Source organism: Actinoallomurus soli (assembly GCF_024055715.1).
GTDB lineage: Bacteria > Actinomycetota > Actinomycetes > Streptosporangiales > Streptosporangiaceae > Actinoallomurus > Actinoallomurus soli.
This window is the reverse complement of sequence record NZ_JAMXMV010000004.1, coordinates 155913-178665: the sequence shown is the minus strand read 5'-3', so window position 1 is coordinate 178665 and position 22753 is coordinate 155913. Positions and strand designations below refer to the sequence as shown.

The following is a 22753-nucleotide window of genomic DNA, read 5'->3' as shown; positions in this document are numbered from 1 at the left end:
GCGGTCACCGCCTGCTCTTGCCCAGCAGGACGAGGCCGATGATCATCCGGATGGCCCCGAACAGCATCGGCCCCCAGGCGACGACGTAGACCCCGCCGCTCCCGGACGCGTGCGAGTACGTGAGCACGGTGATCAGCAACCCGACCACGAACAACACCGCGCCGAAACCGATGGCGCGCGTGGCCCGGCGCCGCTCCGCGTCGTTCACGGGCGCGCCCTGGAACGGCGCGTTCGGATACGGCCCGTTCTGGTACGGCCCGTTCTCGGGCGGCCCCTGGTACGGCTGCGGCCCGTTCGGATAGGGCGCGTTGGAGTACGGCCCGTTCTGGTAGGGCGGATTCTGCTGGTATGGGCCTTGGCCCGGCGGAGCCTGGTACGGCGCCTGGTAGCCGCCACCCTGCTGCGGAGCGTCCTGGTAGGGAGCGGCGGGCGGAGCCTGCGGGTAGTTCGGCGGGGGCGGCACGGCCCCTGGATATTGCTCTGTCATCTTTTCCGCTCATTCGCTGGCGGGCGGCAGGCCGATCTTCGGTCAAGACGCCTGCCACCGTAGTGGAGCTCCCGTCGACCCCACGTGCTATTTGACCGAGAAGAGCGGATTGAGGCGGATGCCCCGGGAGGGTTCCGCGGTGACCTCGCCGCCGTGTTGGTCGCGGTGCCACCGTCGCGGCCTCATCGCCGTCAGGAGTGACGCGTGGATGACCGGTTTGCCGGGGCTGGTAGGTCACTGCCGGCGTCACAGTGGCTGATCGATCTGGTCCGTGGTGGCGACCAGACCAGCCCGGACAGGCGCTCCCTCAACTCCAGGGCGCCGCTCGCCACCATGAGACCTTCTCGCCCGTACAGGGCGTACCAGCGACCGTCGAACGGATTGAACAGGAAGTCGACGCGAGGGAAGCGCCTTCGCAGGCTCGCCAGGGCACAGGCGATCGTTTCGTCGTCCATTCACGACCCCGAGATCCTGGGATCCAGCCAGTCCTCAGGCGGGCGGGCGTAACTTCCTTTGTGCGGAAGCGTCCACACTGAGTTCGAGGCGTGGCCCAAGAGTTCGGCGCCAGGCTGTTCGCCATGGAGGCCCGCGCGCTGGCCGTGTTGCGTCGCGTGCAGGACTGCGAGAAGGCGATCCTCCGTGCTGAGGCGGCGTTGAATGGAATACCCACACCGGTGCGATCGCCATGGGTGAACCCCTTCGGCGAAGCGGCTCTGTCCGGCGAGGTCGCTCGCTGCATGTATGAACTCGGACGCTTCGCCGAGGTCGAGTCGCACGCTCGCCGGGTCATCGAATTGCGCCCGCACTGCCACGTGCGAAGCCGTGCTTTCGCTCAGCTACTTCTTGTGGCCGCCTTGGTAAGGCAGGGACGTCCGGATGAGGCCTGCGTGATCGCCGGGGAGGTGATCAGTGCGGCTCAGGCGCTCACTTCCTCCCTCGTCATGGATCAGCTCAAAGATGTTACGGGATTGTTGGTTCTTATCGTGATGACAAGGTAGTCGCTGAATCCTTGCCGTACCTACGTGGAGCGCTGAGGGGTCCGATCGCCGACCGACCGGATTCGGACAAGGTCATCTGAGAGGAGAAGCAGCTTGGCCGACGACAAGCCACTGTATGAGCGAGATCTTGATGCCTGGCACGCGCACCTTGCCGAAGGCAACGCTACGCAGCCACGTAAGAGGGTGGGTGCAGACATCCTGCTGCGCGATGAGCATGACCGACTACTACTGGTGGATCCTGCGTACAAGCCTGATTGGGATCTGCCCGGAGGGATGAGCGAAGCCAACGAGCCACCCGCCGAGACAGTGAGACGCGAGCTGAAGGAAGAACTCGGTCTGGAGGTGGTGGTCGGTGACCTGCTGTGCGTCGACTGGGTTTCGCCGCACGGCCCGTGGGATGACATCGCTGATGTTCGTTTTCTCGGGCGGTCGCTTGGGGCGTGACGAGATCTCCGCCGTGAAAATCACGGACGGAGAGTTGCGATCGTTCGAATTCTGCACCGAAGCGGAGGCGGCCACTCGTCTGCGGCCCTACGTTTGGAGCCGGGTGATCAATGCGTTGGATGCGCTCAGGACCGGACAGGCCGTGTACTCCCAGGATGGCCGTCCGCTGACCTCATCGCGGGACCGACTTCGCAGGAGCGATGTTCGCTGATCGCATGCCCGCGGGGACGCTATGCGCCTCCGGGGGAACCCACCGACGCTGTGGTGGCGGTGGCCTGGGGGTGGAAGGTGCGGCGGTAGGCCATTGGGGAGACGCCGATCGCCGCGTGCAGGTGCTGGCGCAGTGAGACGGCGGTTCCGAAGCCGGCCCGCCGGGCGATCTGGTCCACCGGCAGGTCGGTGGTCTCCAGCAGGTGCCGGGCGAGGTCGACGCGCTGGCGGGCGAGCCAGCGGCCGGGACTCATCCCGACCTCCTCGTGGAACCGGCGGGTCAGCGTGCGGACGCTCATCCCGGCCCGCGCGGCGAGCTCGGACAGGGAGATCGGCCGGTCGAGGTGCTCCAGCGCCCAGGAGCGGGCCGGTGCGGTGCCCGCGTCGTGCGGCTCGGGGACCGGGCGCTCGATGTACTGCGCCTGGCCGCCGTCACGCCACGGCGGGACGACGACCTGGCGGGCCACGCGGTTCGCCACCTCGCTGCCGTGGTCGCGGCGCACCAGGTGGAGGCACAGGTCGATGCCCGAGGCCGCCCCGGCCGACGTCAGGACGTCGCCGTCGTCGACGAACAGGACGTCCGGATCGACCCGGACGCGGGGGTGGAGCCGCTGCAGCTCCGCCGCTTCGTTCCAGTGGGTCGTCGCCGGCCGCCCGTCGAGCAGGCCGGCCGCCGCCAGGACGAACGAGCCCGTGCAGATCGACATGACGCGGGTGCCCGGCCGGATCAGCGCCAGCGCCGCCGCGAGTTCGCCGGGAAGCCGGTCGATCGGTCGGCAGCCGCCGAAGGGCGGGACGACCACGGTGTCCGCGGTCGCCAGAACCGAGGCGTCATGGTCCACGGAGATCGAGAAGCCGGCGTGCGTGCGGACGGGCCCGCCGTCCAGCGTGCAGACCAACACCTGGTACAGCGGCTCGTCCTTCGGGCCGCGCGCACCCCCGAAGATCCGCGCGGGGATGCCCAGCTCGAACGGGACGACACCCTCCAGTGCCAGGACGACGACGCCATGCGGGGATCCGGCCATGGCCAGATCCTTTCACAGGATGACCATCGTGCCACTCCCGATCGGCGTGCGACTGCCCGAGGCTGGGCCCATCGCAACCGACGACACGGGAGAGTCGATGAACACCATGCGCGCGATCGTTCAGGAGGCACCGGGCGGCCCTGAGGTCCTCAGGATCGCCGAGGTCGAGCGGCCCGAGCCGGGCCTGCTGGAGATCCTGGTCCGGGTGCACGCCGCCGGGGTGAACCCCACGGACTGGAAGACTCGGGCTCGGGGCACTTCGATGACCGGGGTACCGCTGCCGAGACCTGGCTTCGACGTGTCCGGGGTGGTCGAGGCGGTCGGGCGGGGCGTGACGCTGTACGAGCCCGGTGACGAGGTGTTCGGGATGCCGCGCTTCCCCCACCCGGCGGGGGCGTACGCCGAGTACGTCACCGCACCGGCACGGCACTTCGCCCGCAAGCCCGCCGGTATCGATCACGTCCAGGCGGCCGCGCTTCCGCTGGCCGCGCTGACCGCCTGGCAGGGCCTGGTCGACACGGCGCGAGTCCGGACCGGCCGGCGGGTCCTCGTGCACGCGGCCGCCGGAGGCGTCGGTCACCTCGCGGTGCAGATCGCCAAGGCCAAGGGCGCGTACGTGATCGGGACCGCGAGCGGGGCGAAACATGAGTTCGTCCGCGGGCTGGGCGCCGACGAGGTCGTCGACTACACGAAGACCGATTTCACGGACGTCGTCCGGGACGTCGACATCGTGCTCGACGCCGTCGGCGGTGACTACGGCCTCAGGTCCCTGCGGACGCTCCGCGACGGCGGCGTCCTCGTCTCCTTCCTGTTGGTCGGTGACGACGTGCTGGCGGAGGCCGGGAAGCGGGGGATCAGGGCCGGCTGGACGCTGGTCGAGCCGGACCACGCGGGGATGAAGGAGATCGCGGCGCTCGTCGAGGACGGTCGGCTGCGTCCCGAGATCGACTCGGTATTCCCGCTGGAGGAGGCGGCCAAGGCCCACGAGCGCGGCGAGACGAACCGGACGACCGGCAAGATCGTCCTGACGGTCGCCGGCTGAGGCCGGTCAGCGGCCGAGCAGGCGGTCGATGGCGCGGCGGGCGCGTGCGGGGGCCGTCGGGTCGCGGTGCAGCTGGATCGCCTGCTCGGCGGCGAGCACGACACCGTTCAGCTCGAAGACGAGCTGGTCGACGTCGGTGTCCTCCGGCAGGTCACCGGCCTGGACGGCCGCGCGGAGCTCCGCGGCGACGTAGTCCGCCCAGCTCGTCAAGGCGGCGAGCACCGCGTCGCGGACCGGGCCGGGCCGGCCGTCGAACTCGGTGGCGACCGAGGTGATGAAGCAGCCGGCGTTCCCCTCCGCGTCCGTCATGGAGGCGATCCACTCCCCGAAGGCCCGCGCCAGGCGGGCGGCCCCCGGGTCGGCGCCCGCTACCCGCGCCGGAACGCGGGCGCGGAACCGCTCGATCGCCGCGTCGAGGGTGGCGAGCTGCAGGGCCTCCTTGGTGCCGAAATGGCCGATGACACCGGCCTTGCTCATGCCGAGTTCGGTGGCGAGCCGCCCGATGGTGACGCCTTCCAGCCCCTCGGCCGAGGCGAGCGTCAGGGCGGCCTCGATGATCCGGGTCCGGGTGGCGGCGGTCTCGACGGCGGACTTGCGGGGGCTCATGGCAGCAGCTTAACCTACCGACCGTTCGCTAAGTGCGTACGACCGTTCGGTAGCTAAAAGAGGTGCCGCCATGAGGATCCACCACCTGAACTGCGGCTCGATGCGCGAGATCGACCCCGGCGGCGCGAAGAACGCTCCGGAGCCCGCCCGCGCCCTGAACCACTGCCTACTGGTCGAGACCGACACGTCCGGCCTCGTCCTGATCGAGACCGGCTTCGGAACGGCCGACGTCGCCCGCCCGGAGGAGACCCTCGGCCGTACCTTCCTCGATCGCACCCAGGCGCTCCTCGACCCGGGAGAGACCGCCGTACGGCGGATCGAGCGCCTCGGTCACTCGCCCGCCGACGTCCGCCACATCGTGTTGACCCACCTCGACCTCGACCACAGCGGCGGGCTGCCGGACTTCCCGGACGCCACCGTTCATCTGCACGACGCGGAGCACCGGGCCGCCATGGCCGCCGCGAGCGGGCATCCCGAGCACGCGCTGCGCTACCGGCCGGCGCACTGGGCGCACCGCCCGCACTGGCGGACCTACGCGTCGAGGAAGGGCGCGTCGTGGTTCGGGTTCGACGCCATCGAGCTCGACGGCCTGCCGCCGGAGATCCTCCTCGTCCCGCTGGCCGGGCACACCGAGGGACACTGCGCCGTGGCGGTACGCGACGGCGATCGCTGGCTCCTGCACGCCGGTGACGCCTTCTACCACCACGGCCAGATCGAGCCCGAGGGCCGCTGGTCGATGCCCCTGTGGGAGGCGCTGGAGGAGATCACCGAGATCGACCGGCCGCTGCGCATGGCCAACCAGGCTCGCCTGCGCGAGCTCCTGCGCGACCACGGCGACGAGGTCGACGTCTTCTCGGCACACGACCCCTGGGCCTTCGCCCGGCTCGCCGCGGGGTGAGGCGGCGGGTGAGGCGGTCACCCCTTGTGGTCCCGCGCGTACCCTGAGCTGGGAAGGTCGACCCGGAGTGGAGCGTATTTACTTTGCATTAGCGCGGTTATCGGTATGTCTGGTCTAGCCCTACGACTGGAAGATCGCAGGTCAAGGCCCCGCTACTGCCGAGGAAACGTTCTTGAATAGCTCTACGATCGGTTCATGACCTCAGTTCTGCTCGCCGAGGACGACACGTCCATATCCGAGCCTCTCGCCAGAGCGCTGCGGCGGGAGGGATACAACGTCGAAGTCAGTCCCGACGGTCCGCAGGCTCTCGAGCGGGCGCTCGGGGGCGGGGTGGACCTCATCGTCCTGGACCTCGGGCTGCCCGAGCTCGACGGGCTCGAAGTGGCCCGGCGCGTCCGCGCCGAGGGCCACGGCGTGCCGATCCTCATTCTCACCGCCCGCGCCGACGAGGTGGACACCGTCGTCGGCCTCGACGCCGGCGCCGACGACTACGTGACCAAGCCGTTCCGGCTCGCCGAGCTCCTGGCGCGCGTCCGCGCGCTGTTGCGCCGGGGCAGCACCGAGACGCCCATCGTCCAGGGCGTCCGAATAGACGCCGAGTCCCGGCGCGCCTGGATGGGCGACCAGGAGCTCCAGCTGACGACCAAGGAGTTCGACCTGCTGCGCGTGCTGGTCCGCGACGCGGGCAAGGTCGTCACCCGGGAACAGATCATGCGGGAGGTGTGGGACACCAACTGGTGGGGCTCCACCAAGACCCTCGACATGCACATCTCCTGGCTTCGGCGCAAGCTGGGAGATGACGCGGGCAGCCCGCGTTACATCACGACCGTACGAGGAGTGGGTTTCCGCTTCGAGCGCGGTGACTAGTCGTGTGAACCCGGCGTGACCACCCCCTGGTCACGTCCCGGGCGAAAGAGAGGGACCCCCATGAGGCGACGGCTCCTGCTGTCGACGCTGGCCGTCGCGGTCGTCGCCGTGCTCCTGCTCGGCATCCCCCTGGCGTACTCGACGCATCGGCTCCTGTACGACGAGGCCGAACAGCAGGTCGAGCGGGAGGCGGCGACCGTGGTGGCCGGCGTGAACCTGAAACAGGAAGGCAAGCAGTCCGTCATCGGCGACCAGATCGCCAAGGAGTTCCCCAGCCGCTACATCGTCATCACGCTGGCCAATGACGAGGTGATCACGGCCGGGGCCGCGCCGCCCAAGGGCACGCACGTCATCAGGAAGACCGCCAACGACCACGGCGTACGGGTCCAGGTGTCCCGCGACGCCGCCGACATCGAGGCCGAGGCGCTGCGCACGCTGGTGCTGATCGGCAGCCTCGTCGTGCTCGGCGTCGGCGTGGCGGTCGGGCTGGCGATGGTCCAGGCGCGCAAGCTGACCCTGCCGCTGATCGACCTGGCCGAGACGGCCGACCGCCTCGGCTCCGGCAACGCGCGGCCGCGCCGCCGCCGGTACGGCGTGCCCGAGGTCGACCGGGTCGCGGAGGTGCTCGACCGCAGTGCCGTGCGGATCGCCGACCTGCTGGCCGCGAGCCGGGAGTTCGCCTCCGACGCCAGCCACCAGCTGCGTACGCCGCTGACGGCGCTGTCGATGCGGCTGGAGGAGATGATCGAGGCCGCGGAGTACCCCGACGTCGTGCGGGAGGAGGGCGCCGCGGCGGCGGCCCAGGTCGAACGGCTCGCCGCGGTGGTCGAACAGCTCCTCGCCCGCGCCAAGCACGACCCGACCGGCGACGCGGTGCCCGTCGACGTCGACGACATCGTCGCGCAGCAGGTGGAGGAGTGGGATCCGGTCTTCCGGCGGAAGGGACGCCGGCTGGAGGTCTCCGGCGTTCCGGAGCTCACGGCCGTGGCCAGCCCCGGCGGTCTGTCGCAGATCGTCGCCACCCTGCTGGACAACTCGCTCGTGCACGGAGACGGCACGGTCACGATCCACACGAAGGAGACCGCCACGTCGATCGTCGTCGAGGTCGGCGACGAGGGGGTCGGCGTGCCGCCGGAGCTGGAGCGCCGCGTCTTCGACCGCAATGTCAGCGGGCGGTGGCAGGGCACCGGGCTCGGGCTCTACCTCGCGCGTTCGCTGGCGACCGCGGACGGCGGACGGCTGGAGCTGATCCGCGCCCGGCCCGCCACCTTCGCGATCTTCCTGCGGAAGGCCGACGAGGTGCTGCGGGCGCGCGAGCGCGTCGTCAGCGGCCCCGCTTGACGACCTGCCCGGCGGGCATCCGGGGCGGGGGCGGTGTGGCGTCGCCGCGTACGGTCTCCTCGTCCGGGGCCTCGGGCAGCCCGGTGTGCGGGTCGACCGGCGGTGCGGCCGGCGGCAGGAACACCCACCTCTTGTACGCCCAGTAGCGGAACAGCGTCGCCACGCCGGTGCCGATGATCTGCGACGTGTTGAACGCCAGGCCGCTGCGGATGCCCAGGACATAGTGGGTGAAGCCGATGAAGATCCACGTGATCACCAGGCCGACGCCGTTGAACACGAAGAACAGGACGTACTCCCGGCCCAGGCCCGACCTGTCGCGGTGCCGGAAGGTCCAGAACCGGTTGGCGAAGTAGGAGAACGTCGTCGCCACGATCGTGCCGACGCCGAACGACGTCAGCGGGCCGACGTGCAGTCCGAGGTGCAGGGTGTCGGAGATGCCGATGGTGATGACGAAATTCAGCACGCCGATCGTCCCGAACGCCGCGAGCTCGTGGATCAGATGCGCGAATCTCTCATAGGAACGGCTGACGAAGCTCACGAAGCGGGACTCCTCATTCCGGTGTGGCGGCCGATCGCACGTCGCTCGACGAAGCCCGGATTGTCGATACCCCTGGCCTACGAGGTTAGACGGCCTTCCCGCGCCTGTTGTTCCCACGCTCGTCGCCCGGCGAACCCACCCGCTGAGCACGACGGATAGGCTTCGCACCGTGACGGACAGGCAAGACATACCAGTCGTCGGAATGGTCGGCGGCGGGCAGCTGGCCCGGATGACGCAGCAGGCGGCGATCGCGCTCGGTGTGCCGCTGCGGGTGCTCAGCGACAGCGCCCACGCGTCGGCGGCGAAGGTGATCTCCGACGTGCGCATCGGCGACCACCGCTCCCTCGACGACCTGCGCGCCTTCGCCAAGGGCGCCGACGTGGTGACCTGGGACCATGAGCACGTCCCCGGCGAGCACATCCAGGCGCTGGAGGCCGCCGGCGTCGTCTGCCGCCCCGGATCCGGGGCGCTGCTGCACGCCCAGGACAAGCGCGTCATGCGCGAACGGCTCACCGCCCTCGGCGCGCCGTGCCCGGAGTTCGTCGTCCTCGACCCCGAGGAGCCCCTCGCGACCCTTGAAAGTTTCGCCGCGGAGACGGGCTGGCCGGTCGTGCTGAAGGCGACGCGCGGCGGCTACGACGGCAAGGGCGTGTGGGTCTGCGCGTCCCTGGAGGAGGGCCGCGCCGTCGTCGAGCGTGCCACGGGGGAGGGCGTGGCCCTGATGGCCGAGCGGCACGTGCCGTTCCGCCGGGAGCTGGCCGCCCTCGTCGCCCGCTCGCCGTACGGGCAGGGCGCCGCGTACCCGATCGTGGAGACCGTCCAGACCGACGGGATCTGCACCGAGGTGATCGCCCCGGCGCCGGGTCTGGACTCCGACCGCGCCGAGGAGGCGCAGCGGCTGGCGCTCGGCCTCGCCGATTCGCTGGGCGTGACCGGGCTGCTGGCCGTCGAGCTGTTCGAGACCGAGGACGGCGTCCTCGTCAACGAGCTGGCGATGCGGCCGCACAACTCCGGGCACTGGACGATCGAGGGCTCGCGCACGTCGCAGTTCGAGCAGCACCTGCGCGCCGTGCTCGACCTGCCGCTCGGCGACACGACGCCCACCGCGCCGTACACCGTGATGGCGAACGTCCTGGGCGGTGACGACCCGGAGATCTACCAGCGCTACATCCACGTCATGGCCCACGACCCCGCCGTGAAGGTGCACTTCTACGGCAAGGAGGTCCGGCCCGGCCGTAAGATCGGCCACGTCACCGCGCTCGGCGACGACCTGGAGGAGACCCGCGAGCGGGCCCGCCACGCCGCCGACTATCTGAGGAAGGGCCCTACCGGATGACCGTCGGCGTCGTGATGGGCAGCGACTCGGACTGGCCCGTGATGAAGGCGGCCGCCGAGGCGCTGGATGAGTTCGACGTCCCGTACGAGGCGGACGTGGTCTCGGCGCACCGGATGCCGAACGACATGATCACCTACGGTTCGGAGGCCGCCTCCCGCGGGCTCCGGGTGATCATCGCCGGCGCGGGCGGCGCCGCCCACCTGCCGGGCATGCTCGCCGCCGTGACGCCGCTCCCGGTGATCGGCGTGCCGGTGCCGCTCAAGTACCTCGACGGCATGGACTCGCTGCTGTCGATCGCGCAGATGCCGGCCGGCGTGCCGGTGGCGACCGTCGCGATCGGCAACGCCCGCAACGCCGGCCTCCTGGCCGTCCGGATCCTCGCCGCGAGCGACCCGGAGCTGCGCGAGCGCATGGAGGAGTTCCAGCGCGACCTGCACGCCCAGGCCAAGCGCAAGGGCGAACGCCTCCGCCGCGGCTAGTCGGCCGGCGGCCGCGCCGAGACATTTCGCTCGGCGCGGGTCATGCTTCAGGGCGTGACAGGGATCAGGACGTGGAAGCGTGTCGCCGTCGGGCTGGGTGCGCTGGCCGTGTGCGGGCCGGTCGGAGCCGGCCTGTACACGCGCGTCTCGTACGGCGAGTGGTCGCCGTTCACGCCGCCGGACCGTTTGCGGTTCTGCGGCGTGCGCTACTACCGGGCAGGCGCTCCGGGCGAGGAGGTGACCACGTCCCGCGCGGGGGCGATGCGCGCCGACCGGGCCACGCGGTGGCTGCGGGCGACCTCCGTCGGGCTCGCGCGATGGCAGGTCTATCGCACCTCTGTCTGGTCGTGCCCGGAGCCCGATGGGCGCAACGGCGACGGTCACACGCTGTACGTCAAGATCGGCGCGGACCGGTACCTGGAGATGGACGACGACAACTGAGCCGCCGACCACGCGGCATGGACCGCGCGCACCGCCGGTTGTCGTCGTCATGTCCAACCTCACCGGCGTTCTCGCCCGCGTCATCGTCGACGACCTCGAGTCCGCGCTCCCGCTCTACCGGGACCTGGCCGGCGGGCAAGAGCCCCAGCGCTTCCGGTTCCGTGATGTGGAGCTGGCCCGGGTCGGCCCCTTCCTCCTGCTCAGCGGCGACACCGCCGCCTACATCGAAAGCGCATGAGCCTCATCCGCTCCCTGCCCTGAAAGCGCGACTCCCCCCGGCCCGATCGGGGCAGGGGGGAGTTCTCGCCGTCCAGGGGGTCTACTTGAGGAGCTGGCGGGCCATGACGACGCGCTGGATCTGGTTGGTGCCCTCGTAGATCTGGGTGATCTTGGCGTCGCGCATCATGCGCTCGACCGGGTAGTCCTTCACGTAGCCGTAGCCGCCGAGGAGCTGGACCGCGTCGGTGGTGATCTCCATCGCCGCGTCGGAGGCGAAGCACTTGGCCGCCGAGGAGATGAAGGTCAGGTCGGCGGCCTTCTCGCCCTCCATCGCCCGTTCGGACTTCGCGGCGGCGGCGTAGGTGAGCTGGCGGGCCGCCTCCAGCTTCATGGCCATGTCCGCGAGCATGAACTGCACGCCCTGGAAGTCGCCGATCGCCTTGCCGAACTGCTTGCGCTCCTTGACGTACCCGATGGCGTAGTCGAGCGCGCCCTGGGCGATGCCGAGGGCCTGGGCCGCGATGGTGACCCGCGTGTGGTCCAGGGTGGCGAGCGCGGTCTTGAAGCCGGTGCCCTCCTCGCCGATGATCCGGTCGGCCGGGATCCGCACGTCGTCCATGATGACCTCGCGCGTCGGCGAGCCCTTGATGCCGAGCTTCTTCTCCGGGGCGCCGAAGCTCACACCGGGGTCGCTCTTCTCGACGACGAAGGCGGAGATGCCGCGGGCCCCCTTCTCCGGGTCGGTGACGGCCATCACGGTGTAGTACTCCGAGACGCCCGCGTTGGTGATCCACCGCTTGGTGCCGTTGAGGACCCAGTGGTCGCCGTCGCGCACGGCCCTGGTCTTCATCGAGGCCGCGTCGCTGCCCGCCTCCGGCTCCGACAGGGCGTAGGAGAACATGGCCTCGCCGCGGGCCACCGGGCTCAGGTAGCGTTTTTTCAGGTCTTCAGAGCCGGAGAGGAGAATGGGCACGGTTCCGAGCTTGTTCACCGCCGGGATCAAGGAGGAGGCGGCACAGGCTCGGGCGACCTCTTCGATGACGATCACCGTGGCGAGGGCGTCGGCGCCGACTCCCTCGTACGCCTCGGGGACGTGGACGGCGTGCAGGTCCGCCTGCACGAGCGCGTCATAGACGGCCTGGGGGAACTCCCCGGTCTCGTCGGTCTCCGCGGCCCGCGGAGCGATCTTGTCATCGGCCAGCGAGCGAACCGTCTCGCGGAGCATCCGGTGCTCTTCGGAGAGTTCGTACAGAGGAAAGTCTGCGGTCATGTGCCGATGGTACGCGGTCAACCTACTCGCCAGTAGGGCCGATAACATGCCGAGCGGCCCGTGGGGGATGCAGACGGGGTCGGGCACGAAACTCTGAGGAAAGGAGGCGGGACCTTGGCACAGCGTTTGACCGTGATCGGTACCGGCTACCTGGGCGCCACCCACGCGGCATGCATGGCCGACCTGGGGTTCGAGGTGCTGGGCGTGGACGTGGACGCCGAGAAGATCGCCCGACTGACCCGGGGCGACCTTCCGGTCTACGAGCCGGGCCTGGAGCCGATCCTGCGCCGCAACCTGGAGAACGGCCGGCTGCGGTTCACGACCTCGTACGAGGAGGCCGCCGAGTTCGGCGACGTGCACTTCATCTGCGTCGGCACGCCGCAGAAGCCCGGGGAGTACGCCGCCGACATGCGCTACGTCGACGACGCGATCGACTCCCTCGCGCCGCTGCTCACCCGCGCCTGCGTCGTCGCCGGCAAGTCCACCGTCCCGGTCGGCACGGCCGAGCGGCTCGCCCGGCGGCTGACGGAGCTCGCCCCGGCCGGAGACGTCGTCGAGCTCGCCTGGAACCCCGAGTTCCTGCGCGAGGGCTACGCCGTCGAGGACACCCTGCACCCGGACCGCATCGTCGTCGGCGTCGGGTCGGACCGCGCGGAGAAGGTCCTGCGCGAGGTGTACGCCTCGATGATCGCCGACGGCGTCCCCTTCATCGTCAGCGACTTCCCCACCGCCGAGCTGGTCAAGGTGTCGGCGAACGCCTTCCTCGCCACGAAGATCTCTTTCATCAACGCGATGGCCGAGGTCTGCGAGGCCGCGCACGCCGATGTGACGAAGCTCTCCGAGGCCCTCTCCTACGACGACCGGATCGGCGGCAAGTTCCTCGGCCCGGGGCTCGGCTTCGGAGGAGGCTGCCTGCCCAAGGACATCCGGGCGTTCATGGCCCGCGCCGGCGAGCTGGGCGTCGACCAGGCGCTGTCGTTCCTGCGCGAGGTGGACGCCATCAACATCCGGCGCCGCATCCGCATGGTCGACCTGGCGCGCGAGCTCCTCGGCGGGTCGTTCATCGGCCGTACGGTCGGCGTCCTCGGCGCGGCGTTCAAGCCGAACTCCGACGACATCCGTGACTCTCCGGCCCTCGACGTCGCGACGTCCATCCGTGCGCAGGGCGGCCAGGTGACGGTCTATGACCCGCAGGCGCTGGAGAACGCCCGCCGGGCGCACCCGGACCTGAGCTACGGCTCGTCCGCGATGGACGCCGCCGGCGGCGCGCACGTCGTGCTGCTGCTCACGGAGTGGAAGGAGTTCCGGGACCTCGACCCGGAGGTCCTCGGTACCGCGGTCGCCGAGCGGAACATCGTCGACGGCCGCAACGCGCTCGACCCCGAGCGGTGGCGCGCGGCGGGCTGGCAGTACCGCGCGCTGGGACGCCCCTAGAACTCGTTCCCGTAAATGAAGAGGCCTCCGGTAGGCGGTTCAACGACCGGAAGAACCCCGTGCGCCGGAGGCCTCGGCGCGGGTGACCTCCCAGGCCGCCTCGATCATCGAGAAGATCTCGTCCACCGCGGCCTCCGGATCGGCCGCCTCGCGGGCCAGCGAAAAAGCGTCGATCACGAACATCGCGATCGTCCGGCAGGCCGTCGTGGCCGGTGGCAGGCCGAGATCGGCGGCGATGGCCGTCGCCAGCGACTCCGCGTGGCGCAGCCTCATCGCCCCCTCGTACTCCCGCAGGGCGGGAGATTCGTCGATCATGCGCCAGATGGGGGCGGCGCCGTCCCCCGTGCAATGGCGCACCAGGGCCTGGATCTCGTGGCGCAGCGCGGGGATGAGCGGCTCGTCCGGCGCACGGCCGGTGACCGCCTGGGTCAGGCGTTGCTCGAAGTCCGCATCCTGCTCGAAGACCAGGGCCTCTTTCGCGGCGAAGTGGGAGAAGACCGTGGTGACGGCCACGTCGGCCTCGGCGGCCACGTCCCGGATGCCCACCGCCTCGTATCCGTGCTCCAGGAAGAGCCGCAGGGCGGTGTCGGCGATCTTCTGGCGGGTCGCGGCCTTCTTTCGCTCACGGCGGCCGGGCGGCACGGTCATCCCCTGATGCTATCAGGTCCAAAGTCATAACCGTTTCGAAGAACTAACGGTTAGTGCTACGGTCGTCCGCATGAGGAAAGTGAGCTTCGCCGAGTTCGGCGGTCCGGACGTTCTGCAACTCATCGACGCCGAGGAGCCCCACGCGGGGCCCGGCCAGGTGCGCATCGCCGTGCGGGCGGCGGGCGTGAATCCCGTCGACTGGAGGATCCGCGAAGGCCAGGTCCTCGGGGCCCACCCGGTGGAGCTGCCCTCCGGAGTCGGCCTGGACGCCGCCGGGGTGGTGGACGAGGTCGGCGAGGGCGTCGAAGGGGTCGAGGTCGGCGACCACGTGTTCGGCGAAGGGTCGAGCACCTACGCCGAGTTCGCCGTACTGTCGGCCTGGGCCCGCATGCCCGAGGGCCTGACGTTCGAAGAGGCGGCCGGGTACCCCTCCGTGGTGGAGACCGCGCTGCGCATCATCCGCGAGGTCGGGGTGCGGCCCGGGCAGACGCTGCTGGTCAGCGGCGCGTCCGGGGGAGTCGGATCGGCGGTGCTGCAGATCGCCCGCGACCGCGGCATTGCGGTGATCGGCACGGCCGGGGCCGCGAACCAGGACTATCTGCGCAGCCTGGGCGCCCGCGCCACGACGTACGGCGAGGGCTGGGTCGAGCGGGTGCGGCGGCTCGGCCGTGTCGACGCGGCTCTCGACCTGGCCGGCTCGGGCGTGATCGGCGAGCTCGTCGAGCTGACCGGGGATCCGCGGAAGGTGATCTCCATCGCCGATCTCGGCGCGCCGGAGCTCGGCGTGCGCTTCTCCGGCGTGGCCGGGAGCGTGCCGGATGCCCTCGCCGAGGCCGCCGGCCTCATCGCGCGGGGGAGGCTCCACATCCCGGTCGAGAAGTCGTACACGCTCGCCGAGGCCGCGGCGGCGCACATCGACAGCCAGGCCGGTCACACGCGCGGGCGGCGGGTCGTGGTCGTCGCTTCCTAGCGCCGGGAAGCCCACGGGGACGCCCGGCGGCTGGCAGAGTCATGAGCGACTCCTACGCCGATGAATCGGGCCGGAATACCGCGCGGACGCAGCCGTCCTCCTTTTTCTTGAACATCTCGTATCCCCTCGGCGCGTCGTCGAGCGACATCTCGTGAGTGGCGAGATGGCGGGTGACCAGTTCACCCTTGGCGATCCGCTGGAGGAGCATGGGAATGTACCGGTGTCCGTGCTGCTGCGCGCTGCGGACGGTCAGCCCCTTGTTCATCACCGCGCCGAGGGGGAACTTGGCGACCGTTCCGGCGAAGACGCCGAGGATGAAGACCGTTCCGCCCTTACGGCAGGCGAGGATCGCCTCCCGGACGGCGAACGGGCGTTCCGTCTCCACATGAAATCGCTTCTTGGCCTGGTCGTAGACGAACTCCGGGCTCGGGCTGTGGGCCTCCATCCCGACCGCCTCGATGCAGACGTCCGGTCCTCGCCCGCCGGAGCGTTCCCGCAGCTCGGCGAGGACGTCGACGGCGGTGTAATCGATCGTCTCCGCACCCACGTGGCGTTCGGTCATGGCCAGACGTTCGGGGAGCCGGTCGATGACGATCACACGTTCCGCGCCGAGGAGCATCGCGGCACGGGCCGCCATCTGGCCGACGCCGCCGGCACCCCAGACGGCGACGATGTCGCCGGGTTTCACACCTCCCAGGTCGGCCCCCATCCAACCGGTCGGAGCCGCGTCGGAGGCGAACAACGCGTTCTCGTCTTCGACACCGTCGGGAATGGGAAACGCGTCATAGTCGGCGTACGGCACACGGATGTACTCGGCGTGACTGCCCGGGAAGCCGCCCATGACGTGCGAATAGCCGTAGACGCCGCCGGTCTCGAAGCCCCATGCCTTCTGGCCGGGCGTGGGATCGGGGTTGCTGTTGTCGCACAGCGACCACAGGCCGTGCTCGCAGTTCCAGCAACGGCCGCAGCCGATGAAGGAGCACACCACGACCCGGTCACCCACCCGGTGGCGCCGGACCTGCGAACCCATCTCGACGATCTCTCCGATGAACTCGTGCCCGATCACGTCACCCGGCCTCATCTGGGGGATGTAACCGCCGAGCAGATGCAGGTCCGAGCCACAGGTCGTGGTCAGCGTCACCTTGACGATCGCATCCTGCCTGTTCTCCATCCCCGGATCGGGCACATCCTTCACCGACAGGTCGTCGATCCCTTCCCAGCACAGCGCCTTCACCGTCCCCCCTCTCCGCCGGCACGCAGGGTGGCGAGCTCCGACAGCCTTGCGGCCGTCCTGCGTCGCGTGGTCGGCGGCGCGGGCGGCTGCAGAACTTCCCCCGTCTCGATCAGGGACTTGGCCGCACGCAGTGCCGACTGCACCACCTGGCGGGCATCGCCTTCCGCCGTTCGGCCGGCCGCCTTGGCGATCCGTCCCCGCGCGGGCGATTCGCGCAGCCGTGCACCGAGCTCGGTCCCACGGCCGCCGGGGGCCGGTCGGATCATGATTTCGAGCGCTTCCCCGAACCGGGCGATCGGCTCGGGGAGTTCGCCCGGTTCGGACAGGCGCTGGGGCGGATAGTTGATCGTCACCATCTGCCAGCGGTTCAGGGGCTCGGGTTCTCTTCTCCTCCGGGCGGCACGCGCGAGCAGCCACGCGGCGACGACCCCCGCTCCGGCCGGCAACGTGAGTCCTACGCTACGTCTCATGTCTCCTCGCCGTTTGTCGGCTATTTGGGTCGAATGCGTGAAATCACCCTTACCCGTGCCGACCGGGACCTCACCCTCGGTCCGGGGATGATGGCAAACCTTTGCCGCATGCTGACGATTTAGCCGGCGAGAAAGCGCGCTTATCTGACGCTGGTTCAAGAAATGGATCGGGGAGACGGGACATGCCGAACGCTCGGCGGCCCCCGGGAAGCGTCCGGGACGCCCGGCGGTTGGCAGAGTCATGAGCGACTACGCCGATGAGGCCGTCATCCGCCGCGTCCTGCTCGACTCGCGGACGTGGGCGTTCGTCGGGCTGCGCGACAATCCGGGCCGTACCGCGTACGACATGGCGCGGCTGCTGCAGTCTCGCGGCAAGACGATCATTCCCGTCCACCCCGGCGCCGAGACCGTCCTGGGAGAGCCGGGCATCCCCGCGCTGGTCGAGGTTCCGGGCCGGGTGGACGTCGTCGGCGTCTACCGCCGCGCCGAGCACGCCGGCGAGGTCGCCGACGAGGCGATCAAGCTCTTCGCGACGTACGGCCCGCGCCGGGAGGGCGAGGTTCGGGCGGTCTGGTTCCCGCTCGACGTGGTCGACGAGGAGGCCGCCCGGCGGGTCCGTGACGCCGGGCTCGACGTCGTCATGGACCGCTGCCCGGCCATCGAGTGGGCCCGCCTGGGCCTGCCCCGCTGAGGCGCGTCAGGACGCCGCCATGGCGGCGACACCGGTGGCGGTGACGAGGGCGTCGTCGACCGTGTCGTACACGGGGACCGCGGAGGCGATGCCGGTCAGGGCGACGACCCGGGCGGGGCCGCCCCGCAGTCCCGCCAGGCACGGCCGGCCGCCGAGCCGGCGCGTCCGCTCGCCGGCGGCCAGGATGACCCCCAGGCCGCTGGTGTCCATGAAGGCCAGCGCGGTGAGGTCGAAGACCAGGTCGTCGCCCTCGTGCAGGACCTCGGAGAGGAACGCCTCCAGGTCGCGGGCGGTGGCGGCGTCGAGTTCGCCGCCGACCGTGACGACGGTGGTGCCGGGCAGGCGTCGGTGCGTGAGCGTCAGCTCTTCCATGGGGCTTCTCCGTGTATCCGGGTCGTGGGCAGGAGAATCACGTCGGTCGGCGGGCCGGGTTCCGGCCGGCCGCAGTCAGGCGAACGCCCAGCCGTCACCCCGCGGTCGCGCGGGTTCCTCGGCGGGCGGCTCGATGAGAACTCCGGTGAGGGGCTCGGCCGTCTCGGCGTAGCCGGGCAGTGCTTCGAGGAGGCCCTGGGCGAGCGTCTCCAGCAGCCGGGCGTCGGCTCGGGCACCGGTGTGCAGTGCGCAGACCCAGACGTTGCGGACGCATCGCTCGATCGTCTCGGCGGGGATCCGGTCGAACCGCTCGATGAGCCGCCGCGTGGCGATGTCGCAGACGATGGAGGGTTCCCAGACGGAAATGGCCATGACGGAAGTCCTTCTCACGAGAGGAGACTGTCCCGAGCCACTTCTTGACCGGTATGCCGGATCTTACGGTGTTTGTCCGTCCAGCGCTACACCGGCTGGTCAGCGCTGCATCGGCCCGCCTACCGCGGGCGGCGCATCTCCCGGGTACCGCCGTCCTCGTCGCGCGGGCTGAACGGTGAGCGGTCGCCGTAGGAGCGTTCCGGCTCGTACAGCGGCACGTCGAACTCCGTCTGACCGTACGCGGTGGCGGCCGGCTCCTCCTCGGCGTACCGGGACGTGCCGTAGGCGGGAGTGTTGCCGTCGTCGCGCGCGGCGTGCCGGCCCCGGCCGCCGCCGGACGTCGAACGCCGCCCGTACGTCTCCTCGGGCTCGGGCAGGCCGTACTCGTACGCCGGGTCGTCGTCGGCGCCCGGACGGCGGCGCCACCGCGAGGGGAAGAAGGACGCGAACAGCAGGCCGACGCCCGCGAACAGGATGAACCCCTCCTCTTCGAGGCCGGCGAGCGTGACGCGCTGGCCCTTGAAGGGGAACCGGTTGATGAGGTCGGCGGTCGTCTTCTGGGAGACGAAGAACAGGACGCCGGCGCCGGTGAGGATCAGGCCGCCGGCGAGTGAGCCCAGCGGCGACAGGCGCGAGGCGACGAGGAGGGCGAAGACGACCGCGGCGCCGGCCAGCAGGCCCCCGCCGAGCCACTTGTCGGTCTTGTGACCCTGCATCACGAAGCCGTGCTGCAGGCGGTAGGTGCCGAAGATCAGAAGCCCCGCGAGCGCGGCGGTGAGGACCACGCCCAGGAGAAGCCCCCAGGCATGGCGGGCGCCGTTCGACATCGCTGTCCTCCCAGTGGCCGGCGACCCGGCGTGGCCGCCGGTACAGCAGAAGGCTAGTGGCCCGGCGAACGCGTCAAAAGGCACATTGAAGTCACTCGTCGGCTTACGCCCGGAATCACTTGCAGAGGTTCTGCGTCGCCGTCCGCGCGGTCACCTGCTGCTGGGAGTCGCCGGCCGGCGCCTTGGCCGGCGGGCTGACGGTGACCTTCTTGGCCCCGGACCAGGACGGACCCACCACGACCTGCAGCCGCGAGCCGAGGGCGGGGACCTGCTTCAGCCGTGCCCCCGGAATGGCGGCCTTCAGGGTGCGCGCCGAATCCTCGCGGCCCGGGCCGTACTGGATGACGGTCGCCGTGGCCCCGGGCCGGGCGCCCGGCACGACGACCGCGCCGAACCCGGCGTCACGCAGATCGCCCGCCGCCCGGGCGGCCAGCCCGGGAGTCCCGACGCCGTTGACGACCCGCACCGTGATGTTCCGCGGGGCCACGGTCAGGGCATTGGGATCCGGCGTGTGCGACGCGGCCGGGGACGCGCTCGACGAGGCGCTCTGGGCGGGCTTCGGCGGCTCGACGATCGGCTTGTCCCGCTGGATCTCGTCGAAGAGCCGGCCGGCGGCCTGCTCGTCCCACAGCACGGTCGACTGCCGCAGCCCCCCGATCGTCGTCAGGTAGTCGGGGTTGGACAGCGGCACCGTCGTGAAGGCGATGCTGTCCGTGCTCATCCCCCTCATCTGCGTGGCCAGGGACGTCAGCGTGCCCTTCGACAGCTCCTTGTCGGCCCGGATCGTGCTCAGCGCCGCGCCGAGCACCGCGGGATACTTCGTCGGATCGCTCAGCGCCTTGTGCGCCACCGCCGACATGAACTGCTGCTGCCGCTGGATCCGGCCGAGGTCGCTGCCGCCGGTCAGGGTGTAGCGGGCGCGTGAGTAGGCGAGCCCGGTCTTGCCGTCCACGGTGCTCTTGCCGGCGGGCAGTCGCAGGCCGCTCTTCGGGTCGTCGATCGGCTGGTTCGTGCAGATCGTCACGCCGCCCAGCGCGTCGACGACCTTGATGAAGCCCAGGAAGTTCACCTCGACGTAGTGGTCGACGTGGACGCCGGTGACCCGCTCCACCGTCTGCACGGCGAGTGTCGGCCCGCCGTACATGTACGCCCAGTTGAGCTTGCCCTGCCGCTCGCCGATCTCCGTGCCCTTCGCGCCCTCGCTGCCGTTGGACCGGTGCGCCGGGATGGTGACCAGGGAGTCACGCGGCATGCTGACCACGGTGACCTTGTCGTGCTTCGAGGAGATGTGCACCAGCATCATCGTGTCGGAGCGCTCGCCGTCGGCCTTGCCGAGGTGCAGGTCCCGGATCTGCTGGTCGGTCAGGCCCTCACGCCGGTCGACACCGGCCAGCAGGATGTTCATCGAGCCCTGGGGCCCGGCGTCGGGGCGGTTCTTCAGCCCGTCGAAGGCGTTGACGCGCCGCACGCTGCCCAGCACGTAGTCCTGGACGGCCCAGCCGCCGCCGGAGAACAGCAGCACGGCCGTCGACATCAGGCCCGTCGTGACGAGGTACCGGCGCTGCCGCCGCGCGCCGTCCGGAGCCACCGCCGCCGCCGGGGCCGCGCGCGAGCGGCGTTCGACGCGCACGTGGGAGGACTCGGTGTCGCCGAACGCGACACCCTCCACCTCCGCCGCCTCGTCGTCACCCGGGGCGCCGGGACGGGGACGGAAGTAGCGCTCCTGCGGGTCGGACTCCTCGTCGTGTGCCATGCCGGCTCGCCTCTCCGGGGGGTGCGAAGTCTTGCCTTCATTGCGGCGTTCCTCGCGTTCGTACAGTAGCGTGGCGCCGTCATGAATCCCTCGCCCAACACACAGGTCGCCCGAAACCGCGTTTGGCCGGCCGTGTCAGTGATCATGCCCGTGCTCAACGAGGAGCGGCATCTCGCGGAGGCGGTCGGGTCCATCCTCACCCAGGACTACCCCGGTGAGCTGGAGCTCGTCATCGCGGTCGGGCCCTCCCGCGACCGTACGCAGGAGATCGCGGAGAAGCTCGCGGCCGACGACCCGCGGATCGTCGTCGTCGCCAATCCGACGGGCCGCACCCCCAACGGCCTGAATGCCTGCATCCAGGCCTCCCGGCACTCCATCATCGTCCGCGTCGACGGCCATTCGCTGCTGCCGTCCGACTACGTCCTCGCCGCCGTCGAGACCCTCGAGGAGACGGGCGCGGACAATGTCGGCGGCATCATGGCCGCCGAGGGCGTCACGCCGTTCGAGAAGGCCGTCGCCCGCGCGATGACGACGAAGATCGGCATCGGCAACGCGACGTTCCACATCGGCGGGCAGCCCGGTGAGGTCGAGACCGTCTATCTCGGCAGCTTCCGGCGCAGCGCCCTGGACCGGGTCGGCGGGTACGACGAGACGTTCGTGCGCGCGCAGGACTGGGAGATGAACCACCGCATCCGCCAGACCGGCGGCAGGATCTGGTTCACCCCGCGGATGCGCGTGACGTACCGGCCCAGGCCGAACCTCCGGGCACTGGCCAAGCAGTTCTTCCACACCGGGAAGTGGCGGCGCGTCGTCGGCCGGGAGCATCAGGGCACGCTCAACCTGCGCTACCTCGCGCCGCCGGTCGCCGTGGTCGCGATCGCGGCCGGCGCGGTCGCGGGCGTGTTCGGGTTCTGGCCCGGCTGGATCATCCCCGGCGGGTACGCCGCCGCGATCCTCGCCGGCTCGGTCGCGACCGGGCGCGGGCTGCCGTTCTCGGCCTGGGCGCGGCTGCCGCTCGTCTACGCGACCATGCACCTCGCGTGGGGCGCGGGCTTCCTGCTCAGCCCGCCGAGCCTTGGGCGCTCTCCCCAGCGGTGATCTGCTCGGCGATCAGCAGATCGACCGGATGCGTGATCTTGATGTTCTGCTCGCTGCCCGGGACGACCAGGATGGGCGTCTCGGGCAGGTAGCGGTGCACGACGCCGCAGTCGTCCGTCGGCGGCCGTTCGGTGAACCCCGGGTCGGCCAGCGCCCGCTCGTACGCCGCGCGGATGACGGCGAGGCGGAACCCCTGCGGCGTCTGGAAGCGCCGCAGTGAGTCCCGGCGCGGCATCTCGACCACCCGGTCGCCCTCGACCACCACCACGGTGTCCGACGAGGGCACCGCGACCGCGACGACGTCCTCGTGCTCCAGCGCGGCGACGCATTCGGCGATGATGCGCGCGTCCACGAACGGGCGCGCGGCGTCGTGGAACAGCACGCGCGCGTCGCCGGGCTCGTGCTCCAGGGCGGCCAGCGCCCGCAGCGTCGACTCCGTACGGGTGGGGCCGCCCTCGACGACCCGGCGCACCTTGGCGTACGGCTTGGCGATGACCTCGGCCTCGGGAACGTGACCGGCCGCCATCACGACGACGACCTCGTCGATGTCCGGCGCCGACTCGAACGCCTCGATCGCACGGGCCAGAATGGGGCGACCGCCGACCGCCGCCAACTGCTTGGGCGCACCCAGCCCGAGGCGCAGTCCCGTCCCGCCGGCGAGGACGACCGCAACGGTTCTCATC

At 70.6% G+C, this 22753-nt stretch carries 27 protein-coding genes; 14 read left to right on the top strand and 13 right to left on the bottom strand.

Translation table 11 applies throughout. From position 1 onward, the window contains the following. Positions 1-4 precede the first annotated feature (4 nt). Entirely contained in the window at positions 5-487 is a 483-nt protein-coding gene (locus NDW01_RS12695) for a DUF308 domain-containing protein (RefSeq protein ID WP_252820125.1), read from the bottom strand. 545 nt (positions 488-1032) lie between these two features. Here NDW01_RS12695 and NDW01_RS12690 point away from each other — a divergent pair. Beyond that, positions 1033-1485, top strand: coding sequence for a hypothetical protein (locus NDW01_RS12690; RefSeq protein WP_252820123.1), 453 nt, complete (start codon positions 1033-1035; stop codon positions 1483-1485). A gap of 93 nt (positions 1486-1578) precedes the next feature. Beyond that, positions 1579-1929, top strand: a complete 351-nt coding sequence (locus tag NDW01_RS12685; protein WP_252820121.1) for an NUDIX domain-containing protein — start codon at positions 1579-1581, stop codon at positions 1927-1929. 230 nt (positions 1930-2159) lie between these two features. On the opposite strand, the gene NDW01_RS12680 is transcribed toward NDW01_RS12685, so the two are convergent. Then, the gene (locus NDW01_RS12680) at positions 2160-3164 is read right to left on the bottom strand and encodes a GlxA family transcriptional regulator (RefSeq protein ID WP_252820119.1); all 1005 of its coding nucleotides are present in this window, start codon (positions 3162-3164) and stop codon (positions 2160-2162) included. Positions 3165-3270: 106 nt separating this feature from the next. Between NDW01_RS12680 and NDW01_RS12675 the strand changes: the two genes are divergently transcribed. Further along, positions 3271-4206, top strand: coding sequence for an NADP-dependent oxidoreductase (locus NDW01_RS12675; protein WP_252820661.1), 936 nt, complete (start codon positions 3271-3273; stop codon positions 4204-4206). A 6-nt stretch (positions 4207-4212) separates the two neighbouring features. On the opposite strand, the gene NDW01_RS12670 is transcribed toward NDW01_RS12675, so the two are convergent. Beyond that, positions 4213-4812, bottom strand: a complete 600-nt coding sequence (locus tag NDW01_RS12670; RefSeq protein WP_252820117.1) for a TetR/AcrR family transcriptional regulator — start codon at positions 4810-4812, stop codon at positions 4213-4215. A gap of 70 nt (positions 4813-4882) precedes the next feature. Between NDW01_RS12670 and NDW01_RS12665 the strand changes: the two genes are divergently transcribed. From NDW01_RS12665 to NDW01_RS12655, 3 genes are all read left to right on the top strand, one after another. Next, complete coding sequence (locus tag NDW01_RS12665) at positions 4883-5710, top strand: MBL fold metallo-hydrolase (protein WP_252820115.1); 828 nt, start codon at positions 4883-4885, stop codon at positions 5708-5710. 195 nt (positions 5711-5905) lie between these two features. Next, positions 5906-6577, top strand: a complete 672-nt coding sequence (locus NDW01_RS12660) for a response regulator transcription factor (protein ID WP_141956913.1) — start codon at positions 5906-5908, stop codon at positions 6575-6577. Between the two features lie 60 nt (positions 6578-6637). Then, complete coding sequence (locus NDW01_RS12655) at positions 6638-7918, top strand: sensor histidine kinase (protein WP_252820113.1); 1281 nt, start codon at positions 6638-6640, stop codon at positions 7916-7918. Here NDW01_RS12655 and NDW01_RS12650 read toward each other — a convergent pair. Continuing rightward, on the bottom strand, positions 7902-8456 hold the full coding sequence (locus NDW01_RS12650) for a GtrA family protein (RefSeq protein ID WP_252820111.1): 555 nt from the start codon (positions 8454-8456) through the stop codon (positions 7902-7904). The two genes, NDW01_RS12655 and NDW01_RS12650, sit on opposite strands and share 17 nt — an antisense overlap. A gap of 169 nt (positions 8457-8625) precedes the next feature. Here NDW01_RS12650 and NDW01_RS12645 point away from each other — a divergent pair, with 169 nt between their 5' ends. From NDW01_RS12645 to NDW01_RS12630, 4 genes are read left to right on the top strand one after another with little or no spacing between them, the layout of a single operon-like run. Then, entirely contained in the window at positions 8626-9792 is a 1167-nt protein-coding gene (locus NDW01_RS12645; RefSeq protein WP_406567717.1) for a 5-(carboxyamino)imidazole ribonucleotide synthase, read from the top strand. Further along, complete coding sequence (gene purE / locus NDW01_RS12640) at positions 9789-10271, top strand: 5-(carboxyamino)imidazole ribonucleotide mutase (RefSeq protein ID WP_252820110.1); 483 nt, start codon at positions 9789-9791, stop codon at positions 10269-10271. The genes NDW01_RS12645 and purE overlap by 4 nt, the downstream gene beginning before the upstream one ends. A gap of 54 nt (positions 10272-10325) precedes the next feature. Then, a complete protein-coding gene (locus tag NDW01_RS12635; protein WP_252820108.1) occupies positions 10326-10712 on the top strand; it encodes a hypothetical protein in 387 nt (128 codons plus the stop codon). 49 nt (positions 10713-10761) lie between these two features. Then, complete coding sequence (locus NDW01_RS12630; protein ID WP_252820106.1) at positions 10762-10950, top strand: hypothetical protein; 189 nt, start codon at positions 10762-10764, stop codon at positions 10948-10950. 81 nt (positions 10951-11031) lie between these two features. On the opposite strand, the gene NDW01_RS12625 is transcribed toward NDW01_RS12630, so the two are convergent. Next, positions 11032-12201, bottom strand: a complete 1170-nt coding sequence (locus NDW01_RS12625) for an acyl-CoA dehydrogenase (protein WP_252820104.1) — start codon at positions 12199-12201, stop codon at positions 11032-11034. Between the two features lie 114 nt (positions 12202-12315). Between NDW01_RS12625 and NDW01_RS12620 the strand changes: the two genes are divergently transcribed. Beyond that, complete coding sequence (locus NDW01_RS12620; protein ID WP_252820102.1) at positions 12316-13635, top strand: UDP-glucose dehydrogenase family protein; 1320 nt, start codon at positions 12316-12318, stop codon at positions 13633-13635. A 39-nt stretch (positions 13636-13674) separates the two neighbouring features. Here the strand turns inward: NDW01_RS12620 and NDW01_RS12615 are convergent, their stop codons facing one another. Beyond that, complete coding sequence (locus NDW01_RS12615) at positions 13675-14283, bottom strand: TetR/AcrR family transcriptional regulator (protein WP_252820100.1); 609 nt, start codon at positions 14281-14283, stop codon at positions 13675-13677. A gap of 70 nt (positions 14284-14353) precedes the next feature. Here NDW01_RS12615 and NDW01_RS12610 point away from each other — a divergent pair, with 70 nt between their 5' ends. Next, a complete protein-coding gene (locus NDW01_RS12610; protein WP_252820098.1) occupies positions 14354-15253 on the top strand; it encodes an NADP-dependent oxidoreductase in 900 nt (299 codons plus the stop codon). Positions 15254-15305: 52 nt separating this feature from the next. Here NDW01_RS12610 and NDW01_RS12605 read toward each other — a convergent pair whose 3' ends face one another. Together NDW01_RS12605 and NDW01_RS12600 are read right to left on the bottom strand one after the other, a co-directional pair. Then, positions 15306-16487, bottom strand: coding sequence for a zinc-dependent alcohol dehydrogenase (locus tag NDW01_RS12605; RefSeq protein WP_252820096.1), 1182 nt, complete (start codon positions 16485-16487; stop codon positions 15306-15308). Further along, a complete protein-coding gene (locus tag NDW01_RS12600) occupies positions 16484-16843 on the bottom strand; it encodes a hypothetical protein (RefSeq protein WP_252820094.1) in 360 nt (119 codons plus the stop codon). Before NDW01_RS12600 ends, NDW01_RS12605 begins: the two co-directional genes overlap by 4 nt. A 355-nt stretch (positions 16844-17198) precedes the next feature. Here NDW01_RS12600 and NDW01_RS12595 point away from each other — a divergent pair, with 355 nt between their 5' ends. Beyond that, positions 17199-17648 carry a CoA-binding protein gene (locus NDW01_RS12595; RefSeq protein WP_252820092.1) on the top strand — a complete coding sequence of 150 codons (450 nt, stop codon included), beginning with the start codon at positions 17199-17201 and terminating at the stop codon, positions 17646-17648. Between the two features lie 6 nt (positions 17649-17654). On the opposite strand, the gene NDW01_RS12590 is transcribed toward NDW01_RS12595, so the two are convergent. The 4 genes from NDW01_RS12590 to NDW01_RS12575 form a co-directional block, all read right to left on the bottom strand. Continuing rightward, the gene (locus NDW01_RS12590) at positions 17655-18020 is read right to left on the bottom strand and encodes an STAS domain-containing protein (RefSeq protein WP_252820090.1); all 366 of its coding nucleotides are present in this window, start codon (positions 18018-18020) and stop codon (positions 17655-17657) included. Positions 18021-18095: 75 nt separating this feature from the next. Then, on the bottom strand, positions 18096-18392 hold the full coding sequence (locus NDW01_RS12585) for a hypothetical protein (protein WP_252820088.1): 297 nt from the start codon (positions 18390-18392) through the stop codon (positions 18096-18098). A gap of 119 nt (positions 18393-18511) precedes the next feature. Beyond that, the gene (locus tag NDW01_RS12580) at positions 18512-19219 is read right to left on the bottom strand and encodes a hypothetical protein (RefSeq protein ID WP_252820086.1); all 708 of its coding nucleotides are present in this window, start codon (positions 19217-19219) and stop codon (positions 18512-18514) included. A 115-nt stretch (positions 19220-19334) separates the two neighbouring features. After that, positions 19335-20972, bottom strand: coding sequence for an LCP family protein (locus NDW01_RS12575; protein WP_252820083.1), 1638 nt, complete (start codon positions 20970-20972; stop codon positions 19335-19337). 81 nt (positions 20973-21053) lie between these two features. On the opposite strand from NDW01_RS12575, the gene NDW01_RS12570 reads away from it, so the two are divergent. Further along, complete coding sequence (locus NDW01_RS12570) at positions 21054-22070, top strand: glycosyltransferase family 2 protein (RefSeq protein ID WP_256511586.1); 1017 nt, start codon at positions 21054-21056, stop codon at positions 22068-22070. Here NDW01_RS12570 and ispD read toward each other — a convergent pair. Continuing rightward, positions 22033-22752 (bottom strand): 2-C-methyl-D-erythritol 4-phosphate cytidylyltransferase, encoded by a 720-nt coding sequence (gene ispD, locus NDW01_RS12565; protein ID WP_252820082.1) that lies wholly within the window; start codon positions 22750-22752, stop codon positions 22033-22035. The genes NDW01_RS12570 and ispD overlap by 38 nt on opposite strands. Position 22753 lies beyond the last annotated feature (1 nt).